Origin of the sequence: Actinobaculum massiliense (genome assembly GCF_001457435.1) — a bacterium.
In the GTDB taxonomy this organism is placed as follows: domain Bacteria; phylum Actinomycetota; class Actinomycetes; order Actinomycetales; family Actinomycetaceae; genus Actinobaculum; species Actinobaculum massiliense.
Genome location: NZ_LN881717.1, coordinates 318,814 through 337,344 on the forward strand (window position 1 = coordinate 318,814; position 18,531 = coordinate 337,344).

General features: G+C 57.8%; 20 protein-coding genes and 1 other RNA gene. 6 read left to right on the forward strand and 15 right to left on the reverse strand.

The genetic code is table 11. The features are described 5' to 3' along the window. The first annotated feature begins 192 nt into the window (after positions 1-192). From BN2664_RS03385 to BN2664_RS03410, 6 genes are all read left to right on the forward strand, one after another. On the forward strand, positions 193-426 hold the full coding sequence (locus BN2664_RS03385) for a hypothetical protein (RefSeq protein WP_155856632.1): 234 nt from the start codon (positions 193-195) through the stop codon (positions 424-426). A 103-nt stretch (positions 427-529) separates the two neighbouring features. After that, a complete protein-coding gene (locus BN2664_RS03390) occupies positions 530-985 on the forward strand; it encodes a DUF2185 domain-containing protein (RefSeq protein WP_007001620.1) in 456 nt (151 codons plus the stop codon). 1,213 nt (positions 986-2,198) lie between these two features. Then, positions 2,199-4,385, forward strand: coding sequence for a bacterial Ig-like domain-containing protein (locus BN2664_RS03395; protein WP_197408640.1), 2,187 nt, complete (start codon positions 2,199-2,201; stop codon positions 4,383-4,385). 19 nt (positions 4,386-4,404) lie between these two features. Beyond that, the gene (locus BN2664_RS03400; protein ID WP_058120615.1) at positions 4,405-5,010 is read left to right on the forward strand and encodes a DUF5011/hyalin repeat domain-containing protein; all 606 of its coding nucleotides are present in this window, start codon (positions 4,405-4,407) and stop codon (positions 5,008-5,010) included. A gap of 323 nt (positions 5,011-5,333) precedes the next feature. Next, positions 5,334-5,903, forward strand: coding sequence for a DUF6518 family protein (locus BN2664_RS03405; RefSeq protein ID WP_058120616.1), 570 nt, complete (start codon positions 5,334-5,336; stop codon positions 5,901-5,903). Between the two features lie 121 nt (positions 5,904-6,024). Further along, entirely contained in the window at positions 6,025-6,261 is a 237-nt protein-coding gene (locus BN2664_RS03410; protein ID WP_007001614.1) for a hypothetical protein, read from the forward strand. A 105-nt stretch (positions 6,262-6,366) separates the two neighbouring features. Here the strand turns inward: BN2664_RS03410 and BN2664_RS03415 are convergent, their stop codons facing one another. The 15 genes from BN2664_RS03415 to BN2664_RS03480 form a co-directional block, all read right to left on the reverse strand. After that, on the reverse strand, positions 6,367-6,852 hold the full coding sequence (locus tag BN2664_RS03415) for a hypothetical protein (RefSeq protein ID WP_007001613.1): 486 nt from the start codon (positions 6,850-6,852) through the stop codon (positions 6,367-6,369). 200 nt (positions 6,853-7,052) lie between these two features. Further along, positions 7,053-7,430: a transfer-messenger RNA gene (gene ssrA, locus BN2664_RS08975) on the reverse strand. 120 nt (positions 7,431-7,550) lie between these two features. Beyond that, on the reverse strand, positions 7,551-8,075 hold the full coding sequence (smpB, locus tag BN2664_RS03420) for an SsrA-binding protein SmpB (protein ID WP_007001611.1): 525 nt from the start codon (positions 8,073-8,075) through the stop codon (positions 7,551-7,553). A gap of 44 nt (positions 8,076-8,119) precedes the next feature. Then, positions 8,120-8,875 carry a hypothetical protein gene (locus tag BN2664_RS03425; protein WP_007001610.1) on the reverse strand — a complete coding sequence of 252 codons (756 nt, stop codon included), beginning with the start codon at positions 8,873-8,875 and terminating at the stop codon, positions 8,120-8,122. Between the two features lie 140 nt (positions 8,876-9,015). Then, the gene (locus BN2664_RS03430) at positions 9,016-10,371 is read right to left on the reverse strand and encodes a M23 family metallopeptidase (RefSeq protein WP_007001609.1); all 1,356 of its coding nucleotides are present in this window, start codon (positions 10,369-10,371) and stop codon (positions 9,016-9,018) included. A 13-nt stretch (positions 10,372-10,384) separates the two neighbouring features. Then, positions 10,385-11,299 (reverse strand): permease-like cell division protein FtsX, encoded by a 915-nt coding sequence (ftsX, locus tag BN2664_RS03435; RefSeq protein ID WP_007001608.1) that lies wholly within the window; start codon positions 11,297-11,299, stop codon positions 10,385-10,387. Continuing rightward, positions 11,299-11,991, reverse strand: coding sequence for a cell division ATP-binding protein FtsE (gene ftsE, locus BN2664_RS03440; protein WP_007001607.1), 693 nt, complete (start codon positions 11,989-11,991; stop codon positions 11,299-11,301). Before ftsE ends, ftsX begins: the two co-directional genes overlap by 1 nt. A gap of 134 nt (positions 11,992-12,125) precedes the next feature. Next, positions 12,126-13,259, reverse strand: a complete 1,134-nt coding sequence (gene prfB / locus BN2664_RS03445) for a peptide chain release factor 2 (protein WP_040317356.1) — start codon at positions 13,257-13,259, stop codon at positions 12,126-12,128. Positions 13,260-13,333: 74 nt separating this feature from the next. Then, a complete protein-coding gene (locus tag BN2664_RS03450) occupies positions 13,334-13,918 on the reverse strand; it encodes a hypothetical protein (RefSeq protein ID WP_007001605.1) in 585 nt (194 codons plus the stop codon). A 9-nt stretch (positions 13,919-13,927) separates the two neighbouring features. Then, positions 13,928-14,452, reverse strand: coding sequence for a hypothetical protein (locus BN2664_RS03455; RefSeq protein ID WP_007001604.1), 525 nt, complete (start codon positions 14,450-14,452; stop codon positions 13,928-13,930). Then, positions 14,430-14,816, reverse strand: coding sequence for a TadE family protein (locus BN2664_RS03460; protein ID WP_007001603.1), 387 nt, complete (start codon positions 14,814-14,816; stop codon positions 14,430-14,432). The genes BN2664_RS03455 and BN2664_RS03460 overlap by 23 nt, the downstream gene beginning before the upstream one ends. Before the next feature lie 57 nt (positions 14,817-14,873). Beyond that, a complete protein-coding gene (locus BN2664_RS03465; RefSeq protein ID WP_007001602.1) occupies positions 14,874-15,146 on the reverse strand; it encodes a hypothetical protein in 273 nt (90 codons plus the stop codon). A gap of 199 nt (positions 15,147-15,345) precedes the next feature. Next, positions 15,346-16,209 carry a type II secretion system F family protein gene (locus tag BN2664_RS03470; RefSeq protein ID WP_007001601.1) on the reverse strand — a complete coding sequence of 288 codons (864 nt, stop codon included), beginning with the start codon at positions 16,207-16,209 and terminating at the stop codon, positions 15,346-15,348. After that, complete coding sequence (locus BN2664_RS03475) at positions 16,206-17,069, reverse strand: type II secretion system F family protein (RefSeq protein WP_007001600.1); 864 nt, start codon at positions 17,067-17,069, stop codon at positions 16,206-16,208. Before BN2664_RS03475 ends, BN2664_RS03470 begins: the two co-directional genes overlap by 4 nt. Before the next feature lie 2 nt (positions 17,070-17,071). Further along, positions 17,072-18,349, reverse strand: a complete 1,278-nt coding sequence (locus BN2664_RS03480; RefSeq protein ID WP_007001599.1) for a CpaF family protein — start codon at positions 18,347-18,349, stop codon at positions 17,072-17,074. Positions 18,350-18,531: the final 182 nt, after the last annotated feature.

Sequence of the window (18,531 nt, forward strand, 5' to 3'; positions counted from 1 at the left end):
AAGAATCACAGGACTTCCCCGGTCCTGATTGCATTAATATCCCGATGGACGTGGCCTCGCTACCGGTGTCGAACGCGGGTGCGCCGTTCACCAAAAGCCGCACACACCGCGATTCGGCAGGCTTTTCCCGGCGCGAAGATTTGGTGCCTCTCTCGCTCGAGGGACAGCGGCCTGGTCCGCGACGTCCGCGATGTGATTACGGACGGCCGCTTTGATCTCCCCTTAGAGGCGCTGGCGCTGACGAAAATACGCCGGTTTGACGCCTACTACCTCGTGGAACGTGAGGCCGCCGTTTTGCTCGATCACGTTTCGCGCGCCGGGGTGAGGGCGCGAAAGGTCGACGTCGACCCGACAACCAAAGAATTCACGGTCGACGACGCCGACTACCGCCGCGCCTCGCGGACACTTCCCGGAGGTGGGCGCTAGGAACATCTAGGCCACGCGCAAAGAGCTGCGCGGACGTGCGTTGAGAACTGCGCGGACAAGCGGTGCGAACCCCGTGGAAGAGCACTGAGAAGCTCTAGGCCGCGTGGAAACAGCGCGTAGCATTGCCCTCGAAAAAGATTTCAAGGACGATATTTTTCAACGGGTTTTCCAAGAGCCGAGAGAAGAAATCATGGACGATTACGTGGAATTTATTCCGAATGCCGGCGCTTGCCTGGCGACCGTCAACGTTTTGACTGAGGCCGGAGGAGTGCGTTGGATGGTGCGGGAAAATCCGCACGCGCCGGGTGACACCGGATGGCTAATCATGAGTTCGCTGGATACCTCCGAGTACCTGGACAATCCGGCCAACTCGAAGGTGTGCAATTTCAACACCGTGTGCATGATTGAGCCCGCCCTTATTGGGATCTGGAATTTCCCGGTCGGCTCGGATCTGCAGATCGTGCGCGATGCCAAGAGGATCAGCGTCGTCGACACTCCAACCGGCCGTATCATTCCCTCCGAAGAGTTTTTCGTTCCGCCGGCGTGGCAGCGGAGATAACACAAGTAAGCAATATCGAAATACGAAGCATAGCAATAGGCTTGTGGAACAAAACGTGTTGCTGGCTGGTAGACGTGCCGCCATTGTCCGGAGCGATGGAAGTCGGTCCAGTTGACTGCGGTTCCCCATCGTTGGATTTCTTGTTGAGCGTGGTGAAGGGTGGCTGACCTACGGAGGAGTTCACCGATCTGGTCATCAGTGACCGGGGCTTCGAGCAGTTGCGCCGGCGGCTCGAGAAACTCGATGGTCATTCCACGTGACGAGCTCTGCACACCAGGCTAGGGTTTCCTCACATATTGATACGCGGAGGGAGGCTTTGGCAATACTGTAGATATCGATACCTGCCGGTGTAAGTAGCTGGCTTGTTGTATAGCATACAACCACGCTGGGGCATGAAACGTGTAATGCTGAATATATTTGCATGGCCAGGATTTCGACACGACCAAGGCTATATCGCTACCTCCTGAGCTCATCATCACATCCGAGGTTGCGATCAGGTCAAAAACGCTCGCCACACGGCACTGTTTTCATGCGAGCCCCCGACCAGCCCAACACATGAGTTTTCGTCCACGCAATCACACGCAATGAAAAGAACAAGCTTGCCCGAGAACCAAATCCCGTCGATGCACACCACGTTATGAACCTCGTCAACGAGCGGGGCTAGCGGCCATTGGTTCCACAACGGCGCAAACTTCGGGCGCGTCGTCCGGCCCTGACCGGGCATATCCACATATCTGCACCGACCGGTCACATGAGGCAAGAAAGTTTCATTAATTCACCCTATTTTTAAACGCAACTTGCGCCCGTAATGAAGCAGAAAAGCCCGACTCCAGCAATAGAGATGGCTAGCGAAAAAGTCAGCTGAATCGGCTTCCACCACACCTATGGCACGACACCTGCTAGCCGGCAAGAGGTTTTATTCTTTAAGCCTAGGAATAAGAACAACTGTGTGGGATAATCTGCACCGAGCGCCGTAGTATCTCTAGGTGCGAGGCGCCCTTTTTAAACCTCGAAACATGCGTAACCAAGGCTTTGTCTAGTTCACGCCGGCCAAAGTGCACGCTTAAGGGAGCATTGAATGGCAAGGAAATTATTAACGAAGATATTAGCGGCCGCGCTTGCGGTACCGTTACTAGCATCAGGGTTGACGACGCCCGCACAAGCGGAATCGAAGCCTTACCCGCGTTTTTACCAGGTACCCTCCTCCTTAGATGTGAAGGACTTCGAATTCACGTTGAAGGACCCCTCGGGTCAGCAACCTGATGTAGTCCTCAAAAAGGGCGGACTTACCTCTAAATACTTGTATCCTGGCTGGAAAGTGACTGGTAGCCTTACCTTAATGCCGGGTCAGTTTCGTGAATGTGACAGAGGGTTGCCACTCAATAACTTCACCGTGACGTTAGACGGAGAGAGGGAGAACGCCAGCCTGGTGTACTCCATCGCGGACTATGAGCTGAAACAAGATGATTCTGACATCATCCAGTGCGGCAATTCGGAGTCATACCTCAACGTCCGGTACGCACTCAACGGTGGAAATTGGACGGATAAAAACTATCCCAGCAATACCGACATAGCTGTCGCTCCCGGCGAGACCGTCTACAAGCCGTCCGACCCCGTCCACGCGGGGCACAAGTTCCTCGGCTGGGAAGAAGTCGATGATAAAACGCTCGCGGGAACTAAAGCGGATAAACCCTATGACTTCAGCGAGTCTGCCCCTGACAATCCCACGGATTACGCCAAGATGTTACAGAACCTGGGACGTAGCTTCACATTGCGAGCTAAGTGGGAGAAGGAAAACAACACCACTAAGTTCGTTCGCCCAAAAAATGAGAGTTTCGAAGAGTTCAACCTGGTTGCTTCCAACCCGAACAATCCCTCGGAAAACATGGTCCTAAACGACCCGGGCAAGGAGTACAACATCCCTAAGGGATGGGAAATCAACGGCACAATTAAGATGGTGCCTAATATGCGGCTAGATCACACAGGCGACGAGGTCAACATCAAAGTGAGCGATTTCGAAATCACCGCCACGGTCGATCCTGATGATTTCGAAAAGATTAACTACATCTACACGCTGAAGCACTTCAAACCACGTGGCGATATCAGCATGTATGAGATGATTACCGTCCCGATTGACACCGTTTCATACCACCTAAATGGCGGTACCTGGACCGACGTCAAACGAGTTCCTACTAGCAACTACGGCCTTGGCCAGACCGACACCGAAAAGCAGATGCACTTGGTGCCCGGGGAAACGGTTTACAAACCCACGGATCCCGTGCGCGATGGCTTCTTTTTCCGCGGCTGGAGCGCTATCAGCCAGCTGAGTGATGAGGCGCAGGACAGCAAAAATCCTAAGGTATTTGGGATTGATGAATACAAGTTCGATGAGACTGCAAAGGCTGACTTCAAAGTAAGAGGGAAGCTGGTTCACGTTTATGCCAACTGGGCAAAGATTGTGGGCCAGAACAAGGTCATCTCCGTTGGCGATAGTTTCGACCCTAAGGACCTTATCGCGACTGTTGTTGACCAATCCGGAAATGCCCTGAGCAAGGACGACGTCGTAGTAGAGGGCGATTACAAGACCGACACAGTTGGTACCTATGAGCTTTCCCTGAGGTACAAAGACGCCAAAAACGGCGATCCCGTCAAGGTTACCCTTTATGTAAATCCGAAGTTGGAGGTGACCGACAAGGAGATTGAGTTTGGCGATGAGAATTTCGATCTGTCCAGCATGATCACCAACGAGCCAGGTAAGGAAGTGAAGATCGACAAGGGATCGTTTAATCCCAACAAGGCTGGTACCTACCAGATCACATTCACTGTGATTGGCGAGGACGGCACGCCGATCGTGAAGACAGCGAATGTAACCGTCAAGCACCCCAAGCCCGCCCTGGCTGTGCACGATGTTGAGATCTGGGAAGGCGAGAGCTTCAAGCTAGCCGACATGATTGACGCTGAAAAAACAAACGGCGTCGCGGTTCCTGACCTGAACGCTCCATTCAATACCGCAGTTGCCGGGGAATACCCGATTAATTTCACTGTTACCAACCCTGACGGAGTAGAGACCACCGAGACTGCAAAATTGATCGTCAAGAAGCGGCTCACGCCGTTGACCCCTGCCCCGGTCCTCGAAGTCAAGGACCTGGAGATCTGGGAAGGTGATCCGGTTGATCTGTCCTCGATGGTGACGAAGGCCGAAGGCGGTAAGGCTCTAGCTAACCCGGACTCGAAGTTCGACGCCAACAAGGCCGGCACCTACCCGATCGAGTTCACCGTCACCGGTGAAAACGGTGCTAAGACGACCAAGTCCGCGAACCTGATCGTCAAGAAGCGGCTCACGCCGTTGAACCCCTGCCCCGGTCCTCGAAGTCAAGGACCTGGAGATCTGGGAAGGTGATCCGGTTGATCTGTCCTCGATGGTGACGAAGGCCGAAGGCGGTAAGGCTCTAGCTAACCCGGACTCGAAGTTCGATGCCAATAAGCCCGGCGAGTATACAATCGAGTTCACCGTCACCGGTGAAAACGGTGCTAAGACGACCAAGTCCGCGAACCTGATCGTCAAGAAGCGGCTCACGCCGTTGACCCCTGCCCCGGTCCTCGAAGTCAAGGACCTGGAGATCTGGGAAGGTGATCCGGTTGATCTGTCCTCGATGGTGACGAAGGCCGAAGGCGGTAAGGCTCTAGCTAACCCGGACTCGAAGTTCGATGCCAATAAGCCCGGCGAGTATACAATCGAGTTCACCGTCACCGGCGAAAACGGTGCCACCACAACCAAGACCGCGACATTGATCGTCAAGCCGCGGCCTGAAAGTGAAAAACTCGAATGTGTTTGCCCCGACCCGACTAACACCAGCTCTGGCAGTAATTCTCCAGCGGGCCCTAAAGGCACGGTGAAGAAGCAGCAAGAGGCAAGTAAGCCCAAGCTTGCTCACAGCGGTGCTCAGGGTGTCCTTGGAGCTGGCATAACGGCACTGATCACATTGGGAACTGGAATTGTGATCCTTCGTCGAAAGAAAATCTAATCAGGATTAGATAAAGAGTGGGGCCCGAGCGATCGGGCCCCACTCTTTTCTCTTTAGCACGCGCCGTAGCTTTCCCTTACACATTCTCTGCGCCGTACACACAGTATTTGGCTCTGATCGAAACGATCTCTTTTACCTCCATCCCGCGAGGACGAACGGTGGCCTGTGAGATAATGAGCCTCGTGCGCACGGAACATGTGGCTAATACACGGTCGAATTCAGAAGATGAGCGAGAACCCGTGACCCTTCCCTCTCACCGTCCTACCATCGGTGTCACTGTGACGATCGGATTGTGTCTGGCTGCGCTAATCGGTTGCGGTTCAGTGGCGTTAGATGCCTTTCCGTTTGCCAGAACACCAGTAAAAGTTTTATCACTCCTGGCCAGCTCCGGCCTGGGCTTCGTTATGATCGCGGTTATCGTCGGCTGGTTCGCGAAGTCGTGGAGAGTCGCTGCGGGTGTCGCGAGCGCTTCGATTCTGTGCGCTCTAACGATTTATTACGGGGCAACCATTCTGTTTAACCTACGCCCGAGCGCCGGTACGGCCGACCTCGCTAAAATCGCCGTTGTATGGACAGTTCTCGGTACTGGTTGCGGGATCGTCGTCGGGCCGACGGCATTCTTCGCTCGGCAAGGGAATCTGGCTCAACGATCCATCGCCACCGGTTTTCCGCTTGGCCTCATCCTCGGCCCGGTGGCCGCGCTCCCCTTCTGGGGTACAGATCTACGGAGCCCAGAACTACTTACGGTGGTATTAGTTACCGCTTTTATCCCCTGCGCGGGCATCCTCTTCTCGCTCCGTCGTACCCGTCCGGGCCTACTCCTGACCGCAACCCTCCTCGGTACAATCGCTTCTGCCGCGTTATTCCTCGCCGTATACGCCCTGTTCTACTAGTGCAAACTCTGAACTCGCGGTAGGCACCACGTTCTCGGGTTTGGCTCTCCTTGTGTGCCCATCTGACGGGTTCCCCTCGAAACGCTATTTTCGACATTCTTTCCTATATGGAAGGCTCACCATGAAGTCAATGAAAATTGATCTTGAAGGTTTTCGCTTCGAGGTCTCCAAACACAAATCAGACTATGAAGTAGAATGGCTCGATCGACCAGACGAGGGCTATCCCTCGGGTTATTCTGCCCTTTACGCCAACCGCTCGGACGGGAAATCCCCGCCGAGACCCGACGCCGAAATTGTCGCTGACATCAGGGATTGGCTGTTGGAGGAACTCCGCGAAAGGAATTTTCCAACTCAATAGGTGTCCCCCACCCGAGACTTAGTCACGGAAGTGAAAGCGGTCTCATCTTATGGGTTACGTTGAGAGGACGCCTCAAAGGCCGAAAAATAGAATTTTGGTTGCAGCTCATTCAAGCAGTTCATCGATCCAGCGTGTAGGAAGATGCTTAAACTTGAGTTCGTTGAGGACATCACGGTAGCGCGCAAACTCATCGAAGAGCACTTGTTTTCTGTCGCTAAAATCAGGATGCTCACGAAACTGGTTTTCCACATATTCAAGCAATAATCCAACTTGAGCAACCTTCTTTTCGATAAATTCTTCTAATAGAAGCAGGCTAAGCTCGGCGACATTTTCAACGCACCACGGAATTGTTAAATGGAGATTGTCCACCAACGTAGTAGCAATCTCATCACTTTCCGTGCCGTCCAAACTACGAGTAGCTAAAACGATGAAATGCGCAAAAATCTTGGAATTCGTTTGTTTCCATTCCCAACAATGGCTAGCATTCCAAAAATCTACAGGACGTGAAAGAATCTCTTCGCGTAAATCGTGAGAGCTCAAGAAATCTACCGATCGGACAAGATTAACAAAGTATTCGTGATCGCAACTCATTTTCCTCCACTAAATTGAAGCTTTACCCCAGCATTTAGCAGAGGGCGCAGGGACATTTTGTTATACCGGTGGTTGCTGCACGAGTGTTTAGCCCGATCCGGACGATTACGTATTCGAATTTGTTTTTCCTAAAAGAAAATCCCGAAGGTAAAAGCCCACGGGATATTCAGGTTGTCTCATCGCTATGCGAGTCAACTATGAAGTGGAGATGCGGGGAATCGAACCCCGGTCCGGCGATGTATAAAGAAGACTTCTCCGGGTGCAGTTCGCTCATAGTTATTCTCAGCTCCAGGGATCCACGCGAACTAGGCCCTGACGAACTTATCTACAAAAATGTCGCAGTTACGCCTGTAGCGGGCGTAACAACCAGTGGCTTTCTTAACGATGCCGAGTCCCTAGCGGAAAGCAACGCTAGGGCCGACAGATTTCGAAGCTCGCTGGTTAATTAGGCAGCGAGGGCGAAATCGGTGCTCTTGTTCTTGGCACCTATTGGTTTGCAGAGATCGTTATCGAGCGGACTCTGCGTCCTCGACCCGCTTCTCTTCAACTACCCATCGTCGTCGAAACCGATCATCCCCTATGCGGTTATGAAAAACCAACCGAAACCTCGCTCACAAAGCGAAGCAACGGATTCAATATTCTATAACGGCCGACGCGAGAAATCTATTCCGGGCGCAAAATCTTGCCCGGGCCTGCGCCTAGACCAACCCTTCACGACGCCGAACTGCACTCATGGCCCGCTCAGCTTCCCGATCCGCCTCACGGCGTCGCAAAGTTTCGCGCTTATCCCACTCTTGCTTGCCGCGTGCAACGGCGATCTCCAGCTTCGCTAGCCCGCGTACAAAGTACAGCTCAAGCGCCACAATGGTGTAGCCCTTGCGATCGACCGCGCGGGCAAGCTTTTCGATCTCGCGTTTGTGGAGCAAGAGCCGGCGCTTTCGGGTAGGAGCATGGTTGGTCCATGACCCCATGGCGTAGATCGGGATATTGATTCCGTGCGCCCACGCCTGCAGATGGTCGTCCACCTCAACCCAGGACTCAGCGAGCGACGCCCGCCCCATTCGAAGCGCCTTCACCTCGGTGCCCGAAAGTGAAAGGCCCGCCTCGAAAACGTCCTCAATGAAGTAGTCGTGCCGCGCCTTCTTATTGCGCGCCACCACCTGCTTGGCATCAGCCTTGGCTTTTGCTTGCTCGGGGCTGAGCGTTTTGTTCTTTCTAGCCACCTGGCTCTGCTTTCCCGCGCCCCCGGGCGCGTCGATACTCCGCTCTAATCAGTTGTTGCGTTGGCGTCTCGGAATGAGAACCACAGGAAGACGAACGCAAAAATCAGAACCGTAATTCCAGGGGCCGTAACGTCCAATAGATGCGCCGAGAAGAAGTTCTGCGAAGCGTCTTGGTCGGTAGAAACCGTGAAGGACAAGATCAAGCCCACCACGAAGGTCACCACCGAAGTTGCCAAACCTACCAGGGCCAAGATCTTCCGAGTTTGGCGCGAATCGAACATGCGCCGAATCAAGAGCAACACCACCCCCGCGGCAAGGCCGATCGAAAATACCATGGTGCCGGACGCGTAGGGCGACGCCGTCAAAGTTGCGCGGTCCCAGATAAACCAGGCCAACACGATGGCGAGGACGCCAGTGAGGATCTCCCACCAGCCATTAGACGGCTTGGTCCCCTTCGCCTGCTTAGTTTCCTTCTCTGCGCTACCCGTTTCCTTAGCGGAGGGCTCTTCCTTATTGGAGGGCTCTTCCTTAGAAAGCTCACCCATATAAGCCTCCCTCGCCGCGCCGGCCTGTCCGGCCCGTGCTTTTTCGGTGGAGGCTTTCTCCGAATCGATCCACGAGCCTGCCTCCGATCCGGTAGCGAGCTCAGCATCACCGCGCGAGGCGCTGGCGCCGGATTGCCCTCCGTCCCTGGCATCGGGCCGGGCTCCAGCCGCCGAGGCCTTCTCAACCTGCGAGGAAAACTCGAACGAAGTTGCGGAATCGTCGCTCCCCTGTGCCTTCGGTGCGTTGGTGTTCATTTTCTCCCCTTCAGGTTCTGACCGCGCTCGCTTTGCGCGAGCGCGGAAATCTCCGGATACGAATCCCGCTCCATGGTATCGCGAGTTCGCTTCGCCAGGCCGCAAATGGCTCTCGCCCCCCGCGAGCTACGAAGTGAGTCCTAGAAACCCGGCAGGCTCATTGGGTTGATAACCGAACCGTCGCGCCATATTTCAAAGTGCACGTGGCACCCGGTCACCATACCGGTCTGGCCCGTCCACCCGATCACTGCTCCTTGGGAAACCGACTGGCCCGCGCTCACATTAAAGCCCGACAGGTGGTTGTAGACCGCAACGTAGCTTGAACCATTGATCATCCCCAAGTTGAGGAAGATCTGGTTACCGTGAGTGGAATTGCCGGCGGCCGCGCGTACCGATGCAACCGTTCCATTCGCGACGGCGAACTGCGGGTTGCCGCAGGCCGAACGCAAATCCACGCCGTTATGGAACCAGCGTTGCCCATCGAAGGGATAAATGCGCCAACCGAAGGGCGAAGTGACGTAAAGCGGGCCCGAAATAGGCGGAATAATCGCCGCCCCGGTATTCGGCGCGCTACCGGCGTTCGACGTTCCCCCACCGCTTCCGCGATTGGCTGCGGCCTGCTGCTGGGCGCGGCGCTGGCGCTCGGCTGCCTCGGCCGCGCGCCGCGCATTTTCCGCATCAATCGCGGCAATCTGCGCCGCGGTCTCATCGCGTTCGGCGGTCATCTGCGTCAGCGAATCTTGGAAGGAGGATTTCTGCGACTCCAGCTCCTTGGATTGTGCCGAAATCGCGGCCTCCAGGTTCTCCAGCTCCTTCTTCTTTTCCGAAGCCTGGCGCTCTTTCTCCTCCGTCTCCGAAACCGCGGCATCAGCCTGGGTCTTCAGCTCCCCGATTTCCCCGCGCACCGCCTCTTGGCGTTGTTCACGGGTCCGGTTAGTCGCCGTCGTCTGGGAAACCTCTGTCAAGGTTTGGCTCTGCACGCGCTCCGCCGTCGAGTTGGCGGCAAAAGCGCTTAAAAAATCCTCCGCGGACTGCGATCCCACCAGCAACTCCACCGTGGAAGGCGCGGATTCGCCGCGGTACTGCGCTCGCGCAATCTCGCCCAGCTGGTCACGGGTTTGCTCGAGCTTCGATTCCCCGTTCTTGATCTCGTCCTGAATCGTTGCCAATTCGCCATGCGCCGCATCCAAGCGCGCCCCCACGGCTTCCTGCTCGCGCTGAGCCGCCGCGAGCTGGGCCTGCGCATCGGCCACCTCGTCCTGTGCCGCCGGAAGTTTGCCGCGGGTTTCTTCCAACTCCAGGTAACTGTTCTGCAGATTCACATCCACGCCCTCGAGCTGAGACTGTAGGTTCTCCATTTGGCGTGACTTTTCCTGCTGCTGGCGCACCAAATCGTCGCGGTCCGCGGCGCTCGCCACCGCTGGCGCGGCGAAAAGCGCCACCACGCACGCGGCTGCGGTCCACAACTTCCCACCCGAGAGTTTTTGATGCGGCAAAAGTCTTCCCTTTCTAGACCCGCACGTAACGGCGCAGGGCAATCCACGAAGCGAAACCAGAAACCAGTACCGCTCCCAAAATCAGCCAGGGCGCGAGGATCCACACGTCGGCAATTCCTACGATATTCATCCACGGTAGCGAGGCGCCGATCCAGTCTTCGAGGAAGAACTTCGCCACCACCAGCAACCCGCCCACAGAGAGTAGCGAGCCAATAAGCGAAGCGATTGCGCCCTCCAAAATAAATGGCAACTCAATAAAGAAGTTTGAGGCTCCCACGTAGCGCATAATCCCGGTTTCGGTAGCGCGTGACATGGCGGAAAGGCGAATCGTGGTGGGGATAAGGAGCATCGCGGTGAGGATCATAACGCCCGCTAAAGCACCGGCCACCACGGTAAAGCGGTTCATCACCGCGAAAATCGGTTCAAGCTGTTCGCGCTGATCGCGCACAACTTCCACTCCGGGCCGGCCCGAAAGCTGATCGGCCACCACCTGATACTGCTGCGGATCCTTGAGCTTAATGCGGAACGAAACCTGCATTTGATCTGCGGTCAGAGCATCAGCCCAGGAGGTATCACCCATTTGCTGGCGATAGTTCTCTAGGGCCTCTTCCTTTGTCTCAAACATGACCTCATCGATATACGTCTGCATATCGTCCGTCTTGAGGTAGGAATCGATCGCGTCGATTTGCTCCTGCGTCGCCTCGCCGCTCGCGCACTGCTCGGAAGCGGAGTTACGCGGGCACATAAAGACGGAGACCTCGACCTTGTCATACCACTCGTCTTTAAGGTTCGAGATTTGGGTCTGCAATAGCGCCGCCGCGCCCACAAAAAGGAGAGAAACGAAGGTGACGAGCATAACCGATGCCGTCATTGCCTTGTTGTGAACGAGGCCCTTAAAAGTCTGCGAAAGTACGAAACGAAAACGCATTAGTTCTGCACACCCCCGTAGCCGCCGCGGTCCTGATCGCGCACCACCACGCCGTTCGATAGTTCAATAACGCGCTTGCGCATCTGGTTGACGATGGCGGCGTCATGAGTAGCCATTACCACGGTGGTTCCCTGCCGATTAATCCGATCTAGCAGCCGCATAATTGACAACCCGGTTTTCTGATCGAGGTTTCCGGTCGGCTCGTCCGCGAGGAGAATTTCCGGATGGTTGACCATCGCGCGCGCAATGGCCACGCGCTGTTGCTCGCCGCCCGAGAGCTCGTGGATGCGGCGATTTTCCTTACCGTCTAGGCCCACGAGATTAAGAACTTCGGGCACCTCGGTTTTAATGCGGTGCCGCGGAGCACCAATCACTTGCAGGGCAAGCGCCACATTGTCGTACACGTTCTTGTCCATAAGCAAGCGGAAGTCCTGAAAAACCGTGCCGATCTTGCGCCGCAGGAACGGCACCCGGCGCTGCGAGACTGTTGCCAGATCTTTGCCCAGCACCTCGACGTGACCGGAGGTGGGGCGCTCCTGCGCAATAATCAGCGAGAGCATGGTTGATTTCCCGGAACCCGAGGGGCCGACGAGGAAGATAAACTCACCGCGATCGATATCGAGGGTCACACCATCGAGCGCGGGTTTCGCGCCTTTCTGGTACAACTTCGTTACTTTTGAAAAAGTGATCATATAGTTGCCCTATTTTGAAATGTTTCGACTTTCACCTTACGGCCCGCCGCTCTTGTTTTGTGTGCGGCGCGCCGATTTCGTGCGCGACGCCGCAGATCGGCTCCGGCGGCGTCTGCCGCCTCGGTGTTTCCCGGCTAGTTCTCCGCCGTCGTCTCGCCGGTTGCGCGCCAGCGAATCTCAGCGTCAATGAAGCCGTCGATATCGCCGTCGAACACCGCGTCGGTATTTCCGGTTTCGTACCCCGTGCGCAGGTCTTTCACCATCTGGTAGGGCTGAAGAACATAGGAACGCATTTGGTCGCCCCACGAGGCCTTCACATCCCCGCGCAGCTCCTTTTTCTCCCGCTCCTCTTCTTCCTGCTTGAGCACCAGCAGGCGCGACTGTAGCACTCGCATCGCGGCAGCGCGGTTCTGAATCTGGGACTTTTCATCTTGCATCGACACCACAATACCGGTGGGAAGGTGGGTGATCCGCACCGCCGAATCAGTGGTATTCACCGACTGCCCACCGGGACCGGAAGAACGGAAAACATCGATCCGAATATCCGTTTCGGGAATATCAATATGGTCCGTCTGCTCGATCAGCGGAATAACCTCGACCGCGGCAAAGGACGTCTGCCGCCGCGCCTGATTATCGAACGGGGAGATGCGCACTAGCCGGTGTGTACCGGCTTCCCCCGCCAGGGTCCCGTAGGCATAAGGCGCCGAGACCTCAAAGGTGGTCGATTTAATTCCTGCCTCTTCCGCGTAGGAGGTGTTGAGGACCTTGGTGGGATAGCCTCGCCGCGCCCCCCACCGCAAATACATTCGCTGCAACATCTCGGTGAAATCCGCAGCGTCCACGCCGCCCGCACCGGAGCGAATCGTCACCACCGCTTCACGCTCGTCGTACTTACCCGAAAGGAGCGTGCGAATCTGCAGCTCATCAAGCGTCTTTTCTACCGCCGTGGTTTCCTCGCGCAGTTCGCCATAGAGATCCTTCGCCGAACTCGCGTCAGTTTCGGCCTCTTCGTCGGCAATCTCCAGCAGCGCTTCCAAATCATCCAGCCGCTCTTCCAAACCGGTGAGCTTATCGAGCTCGGCCTGCGCATGGCTAAGTTGAGAGGTTACCTCTTGCGCGCGATCCTGGTCATCCCACAAATTCGGGTCCGCGGACTGAGCCGTCAGCTCATCCACCCGGGCGCGCAATTGCTCCGGGTTGAGCACGGCTTCAATCTGCCCGAGCGTTGCGCGCAACCGATCGATATTTTCTGAATACTCACTTGCCACGCGCTCCAGGCTACCGCACCCGGCCGGCGCCTCCCCACGGGGATTTGCCACAGCCGAATCTCTCCGCGCGGGTTTTACCGCAAATCCAAGGTAGCGCGCGCCGTCACCCGCAACTCAACCGTCATCCCCACCCAGGGCAAATACCGCTCTTCTTCCAGGGTGACGACGACGCCGTTGGTTTCGACGCCGGTAGGATCGGCCACCTGTCTATTTCGGCCAGTCCGGCTCGAGCTCGTGCCGCTTGATGCCCCGAGGCTCTGCTCGGCCAGTTGACGGACCTGCTGGGAAGTGGGCGCCAGCCGGGCCGGCCAGGGTGCGTCTGTTATGCGCCCGCCCTCGGGCACGCTGGGAGATGCGGAGTCCGCTCGCGTTTGCGCGCCTCGCCCGTAGTAAACGGCATCGGGCACCAAATTCGCCGCACTCACCGCAATCGAATCCGCCTGGGCGAGCAAATCCTGACGCGCGATATGCAAGATTCCCACCAGCACCAGGCCAATAATGGCCGCCGCTGCCACGAGCCAGGTTCCCAGCCCGAAAATCATTATGTTGCCGGCTTCACCCTGGCGCCGAGCCGGGAGCGCATGAGCGTAAAGCGGAAAGTGAAGCGCACGGGCCGGGCTTGAACTTCTCGCGCGCGCCGGGTTATTGCGTGATTTCATCGTGCCTCCCTAGCCGCTCCGAATCTGCTCGCGGAAGCGGTCAACCAGCATGGTGCTCGTTTTTTCCACCAGAACCTCCTGCTCCAGGAATGGGATCTGGGCGAGGGACCGAACCGTCACGGTGACGGAACCGCCCGGCGTGAGGCAGGGCTGATCGGAGCAAATGATCTCGGCGTTCCCAAGTTGCTTCACTCCTTGATCTGCCAAAGCCCAGCGAGCAGCGCTTTGTGCGCGCTCGGGTGCGAGGTGTGGATCCGCTGCCATCACGAAGGAGCGAGCCGCTTCGCGCGCCGCTGAGCTGGTAGCGCTTGAGGTTGCCAGAAGTGAGGCACCCGCTAGCGCGAACAGTAAAAGCGGCACAACCAAGACAATGATGACTCCGACCGCCTCGACAATCGCATTTCCCGCCTCGCTGAGCTCCGGCGGATACTCGCGGCCGCGGTGCGGATAGCTTAACCTCGCGTCGCAGCCGCAAGCGCTTGCATGGCGCGCGAGCCGCGGGCGCATGCGCCTATTCGGTTTCCACCAGTGCATGTGCCACCGCCTCAATCCCGACTCCCGCTGGTCCGAGCACGGGAACGGATCCCGTCAAGTGCACCTCGACGCGCGTGCCCGATTGTTGCGCCCGGGTAGATACGTCCAGCGTGCAATCGCAGGAGGGCAATTGTGCGCGCGCCGCCTGGTGGGCACGGCTCAGCGCGGCCGGGCCCCCGTCCGTAGCGAGAATGCGCGCCGCTTGTAGCGCGGCGTCGTTTGCGCTTCGCTGAAGGGAGATTCGCCCGCCGATATAAAACAGCGCTAGCATCATCAGCACGATGGCCGCCGCCACAAGCGAGAAATCCACAATCGCGCTACCTTGCTCGCACTTGCGGAAGGCGTTCCGGTTTGAGGATTTCATTCGCTTGTGCCCTCCCCAATTGGCGCGTGCCCCGCGCGGAACGCAGTGATACATCCCTTATTGCAGGCCCTGCTTTACCCGCTCAATGGCGGTATTAAACAGATCGACGAGGGCTGGGCCGGCCACTGCCCAGATCGCAATAACTAGGGCCACCGTCATTAGCGTGACCATGACCCAGCCGGGGACGTCGCCTCGCTCATCGGCGTCGTCGCGAAGAAAATCTCCTCCCACCGCGGGCCGCCCTGGGAGGCTTCCCAGCGCCGAGCGTTCCAGGCGCGCAAGCTGGTCTCGTAGAGACGGCTGGAAAATTGGGGTGTGGGTATGGCGCATTTTCTTTCCTTTCTGTGCGCTGGTGAAGGCCGCGTGGCCTCTACGATTTCGGGTTAGTGCGCTCTGGCGATGGGCCGCGAGCGAGGGTAAATATCAAAGAGAGTGAAGACAAGCTCGAGACAATCTCGATTGGCCGCCAGCACGCGGGTCAATCGAGATTCGACGTGCGGGGAGCGCAAGGCACTGCCCCAACAATCCGTCATATAAACGTCAGCGAGGCGATGCCGGGATAGAGCGCGAAGATAACGGTGATCGGCAGGATCAGGAACACCACCGGCACCATCATGGTGATTTCCTTCTTCCCGCCCTTTTCCAAGAGCTGGCGGCGCTGGTACTCCCGCGCGTCCTCGGCCTGCGTTTGCAAGGTGCTCGCCAGCGCCGTCCCCTGATCAAAACTAATGAGGAGTGCATCACAGAACCGGTGCAGGGCGGGATTATTCACGCGCCGCGCCAGTGCTTTGAGTGCCACCGGTAGCGGATCGCCGGCGTGAACTGCTCCAACGGTCCGGGCTATTTCTCGGCTGAGCGGACCGCGGCCAATGCTTGATACATAAGAGAGCGCGCTGAGCATGGATTGCCCGGCGCCCACCGCCAGAGAGAGAAGCTGGGCAATATCGGGTAGCTCGGCTCCCACCTGTGCATCGCGGCGCGCAAGCCGGCGGGAAAGGAGCTGGTCGGAAAGCAGCACACCCACAAAAACGGCGAAAAGAGGGATCATCACGGATACCGCTACCGGAATTCCGCGCACCACACCGAGGGAGGCCACGATAATTCCGATCGCCGCTCCCAAAGCTCCGTTCCGGATTTGGCGCACGCGGAAATCTCGCGGAGTGAGAGTGCCCAAAGCAGTGGTGCGCCGCTCCACCGAGGCGCGCGAGGAGCCGAGAGCATCAAGAATCCGAAAGAAAAACCGTACCGCGGGTAGCGCAGCGCGCCGCGGCGTCCATCCCTGATCGGTGTAGGGCAGCACTCGCGTTTTCAGCGGCGGCCCCGGAATCATTGCCCACCAGCCGATGGCCGCTACGCCCGCGCCGAAGACTGCCCCGGCCAGATAACCACTCATGATTTGACCTCCGCCGAGCTTTGTGGGGCAAAGACTCGGCGCTCTTCGGGAAGCCGGCCGAAGCGGAGCATTAACCAGTAGGCGAGGCAACTCGCGGCGAAACCGCCCAGCAGAATCGCGGTTCCGGTGGGTTGAGCGTAGGCCTGCGCGGTGCCGGGCCGCGTCATGAGGAGCGCGAGGACGAACCAGGGGGCGACCACCGCAATGCGGGCGCCATTGACCGTCCAAGACTGGCGAGCCAGAAGCTCACCGCGCGCACGGTTTTCGGCACGTAGCGAGGTGGCGAGCGAGGTGAGGACCCGGGCCAGATCGTGCCCGCCGAGCCGAGCAGATACTCGCATGGCCTCGGTCACCCGATCCGCGATGGGATCTGCCAGGGACTCTTTGAGCCGGTCGAGCGCGGGATTGAGCCGACCGGTGGCCTGAAGCTCCTCAGCGAAGATCTCGAAATGCCGCTCGAGTGGCCCGGCTCCGCGCGTCCTCAGGCAAGCGAGCGCTTCGCCTACCGATAGCCCAGCTCGGAGGGAGGAAACGACGGCGTCCAGGGCATCGGGCCAGTGAGCTCGCGCTTCGGCGCGCACTTTGCGCTCGCGCGAAGATCTGATGACGCCGGGCAAAAAGAAACCCAAAAGCGCCATCGCCAGGGCGACGTAGAGATTGCTAAATACCGCGAGCGCCACGACGAAGACGAAAACTCCCGCTCCCGCGCTGATTCCCAGGCGCCGCAAACGAAGAGCGGAAGGTAGGGATATTATGCCCGCTCGGCTTTGGGGTTCCGCATCCCTTCGAGCTCGATCCGTCAAGGAGAAAACCACCAAGAAAATGCCCAGGCCGAAGACGATTCCGATCGCGATCCCCATTTTTACCGCCCCGTCATTTCAAGGCCGCTTGCCGCCTGCCCGGCGCCTCCAAGCCCAGCACCGTTGAGCAACCGCGAAACGTTATATCCGCACCGCTCGAAGAGCTCAGGGCGCGGTACTTCCCCGGCGCGCGGACGCAGATAGACGCCGTCGCGCTTGAAAAGCGTGGTGGTCTCGATAATCCCGCCCGCTTCCCGCCCGGGAACCCCGATCACTTCGTCAACGTAACGTTTGCCGGCTCGGTCAATTTCGAGGTGGACGACGATGTCGATCGCGGACGCCACCGTGGGGACAACGAAGTCAGAGGTGACGTTTTCACCTGAGAGTAGCGGCAGGGTGCAGATTTTCAGTAGGGCCTCGCGGGCGCTGTTCGCGTGAATGGTGCAGGCACCGGGAATTCCGGAGTTGAGGGCAATGAGCAGGTCAAAGGCTTCCGCTCCGCGCACCTCCCCGATCACCAGACGCCCGGGGCGCATTCGCAATGCCTCACGCACCAGGCGGCGCAACGTCACTTCACCGCGCCCCTCAACCGATGCGGGGCGAGTTTGCATGGCCACCGCATCGCGATGCTCTAGGCCCAACTCGAACACCTCTTCGGCGGTAACCATTCGTTCGGTTGGTCCAACTGCTCCGAGCAGGGCGCGGAGAAAAGTGGTTTTCCCGGCGCCGGTTGTGCCGGAAACAATAATGTTGAGCCCCGAGCGTACCGCGGCGCGTAAGAAATCCGCCGCGTGGTGGGTAACCGATCCGCGCTCAACTAGTTCGTTCAGGCTTCGTGCCCGCAGCACATATTTCCTAATGTTGATGGCCCAGTGTTCGCGGGTGATATCGGGGATTACCACGTGCAAACGCTCTCCGCTCGCCAGTTGCGCATCAACAAAAGGCGTTGATAGATCGAGGCGCCGGCCGGATGCCCGGAGCATTCGCTCCACGAGGTCGCGCACTTGCGGCGCGGAAAGCACCACATTGGTGAGCTCTGTTTTCCCTCCCCTGCACACGAAAACGGTGGAGGGTGAATCAATCCAAATTTCTTCCACCTCAGGATCATCAAAATACGGTTGTAGAGGTCCGTAGCTCCCTACTGCCGCGCGCACCCCGGCGCGCAGTTGCTCAGGCTCGGTTATGTTCTCCCCTCCAGCCCGGGCCTGGCTTTCCTCGTAGTCAGAGATCGCATCGTCAATTATCTTTTCGAAGAAGCCGCCATCACGAATGGGATCCACCCCGCTGGTGCGCACGTAATCGCGAACCGCCGCTTCCACCTGTTCACGCGCTCCTGACACAGTCACACCTCGCTTCCCTGCCCGCCACCGGCAACGAATGCAGAATACGGATTCGCAACACCCCTAACAATTGCGTTTCCACAGGGTGTGGATAAATGGGATGTCTCGCGCACCGATGCGACGACCTCCTGAGACCGGCCTCGCGGTGTGTGAACACCCGGTTTGCCCGCTTTTGGGCTAAG

Excerpts from the sequence above, each read along its gene's own strand:
- ftsX (WP_007001608.1), bottom strand. The coding sequence starts at position 11,299 with ATGCGTTTTCGTTTCGTACTTTCGCAGACTTTTAAGGGCCTCGTTCAC.
- BN2664_RS03410 (WP_007001614.1), top strand. The coding sequence starts at position 6,025 with ATGAAGTCAATGAAAATTGATCTTGAAGGTTTTCGCTTCGAGGTCTCC.
- BN2664_RS03455 (WP_007001604.1), bottom strand. The coding sequence starts at position 14,452 with ATGCACTGGTGGAAACCGAATAGGCGCATGCGCCCGCGGCTCGCGCGC.
- BN2664_RS03465 (WP_007001602.1), bottom strand. The coding sequence starts at position 15,146 with ATGCGCCATACCCACACCCCAATTTTCCAGCCGTCTCTACGAGACCAG.
- BN2664_RS03470 (WP_007001601.1), bottom strand. The coding sequence starts at position 16,209 with ATGAGTGGTTATCTGGCCGGGGCAGTCTTCGGCGCGGGCGTAGCGGCC.
- ftsE (WP_007001607.1), bottom strand. The coding sequence starts at position 11,991 with ATGATCACTTTTTCAAAAGTAACGAAGTTGTACCAGAAAGGCGCGAAA.
- BN2664_RS03425 (WP_007001610.1), bottom strand. The coding sequence starts at position 8,875 with ATGAACACCAACGCACCGAAGGCACAGGGGAGCGACGATTCCGCAACT.
- BN2664_RS03415 (WP_007001613.1), bottom strand. The coding sequence starts at position 6,852 with ATGAGTTGCGATCACGAATACTTTGTTAATCTTGTCCGATCGGTAGAT.
- BN2664_RS03450 (WP_007001605.1), bottom strand. The coding sequence starts at position 13,918 with ATGAAATCACGCAATAACCCGGCGCGCGCGAGAAGTTCAAGCCCGGCC.
- BN2664_RS03460 (WP_007001603.1), bottom strand. The coding sequence starts at position 14,816 with ATGAAATCCTCAAACCGGAACGCCTTCCGCAAGTGCGAGCAAGGTAGC.
- BN2664_RS03400 (WP_058120615.1), top strand. The coding sequence starts at position 4,405 with ATGGTGACGAAGGCCGAAGGCGGTAAGGCTCTAGCTAACCCGGACTCG.
- BN2664_RS03475 (WP_007001600.1), bottom strand. The coding sequence starts at position 17,069 with ATGGGGATCGCGATCGGAATCGTCTTCGGCCTGGGCATTTTCTTGGTG.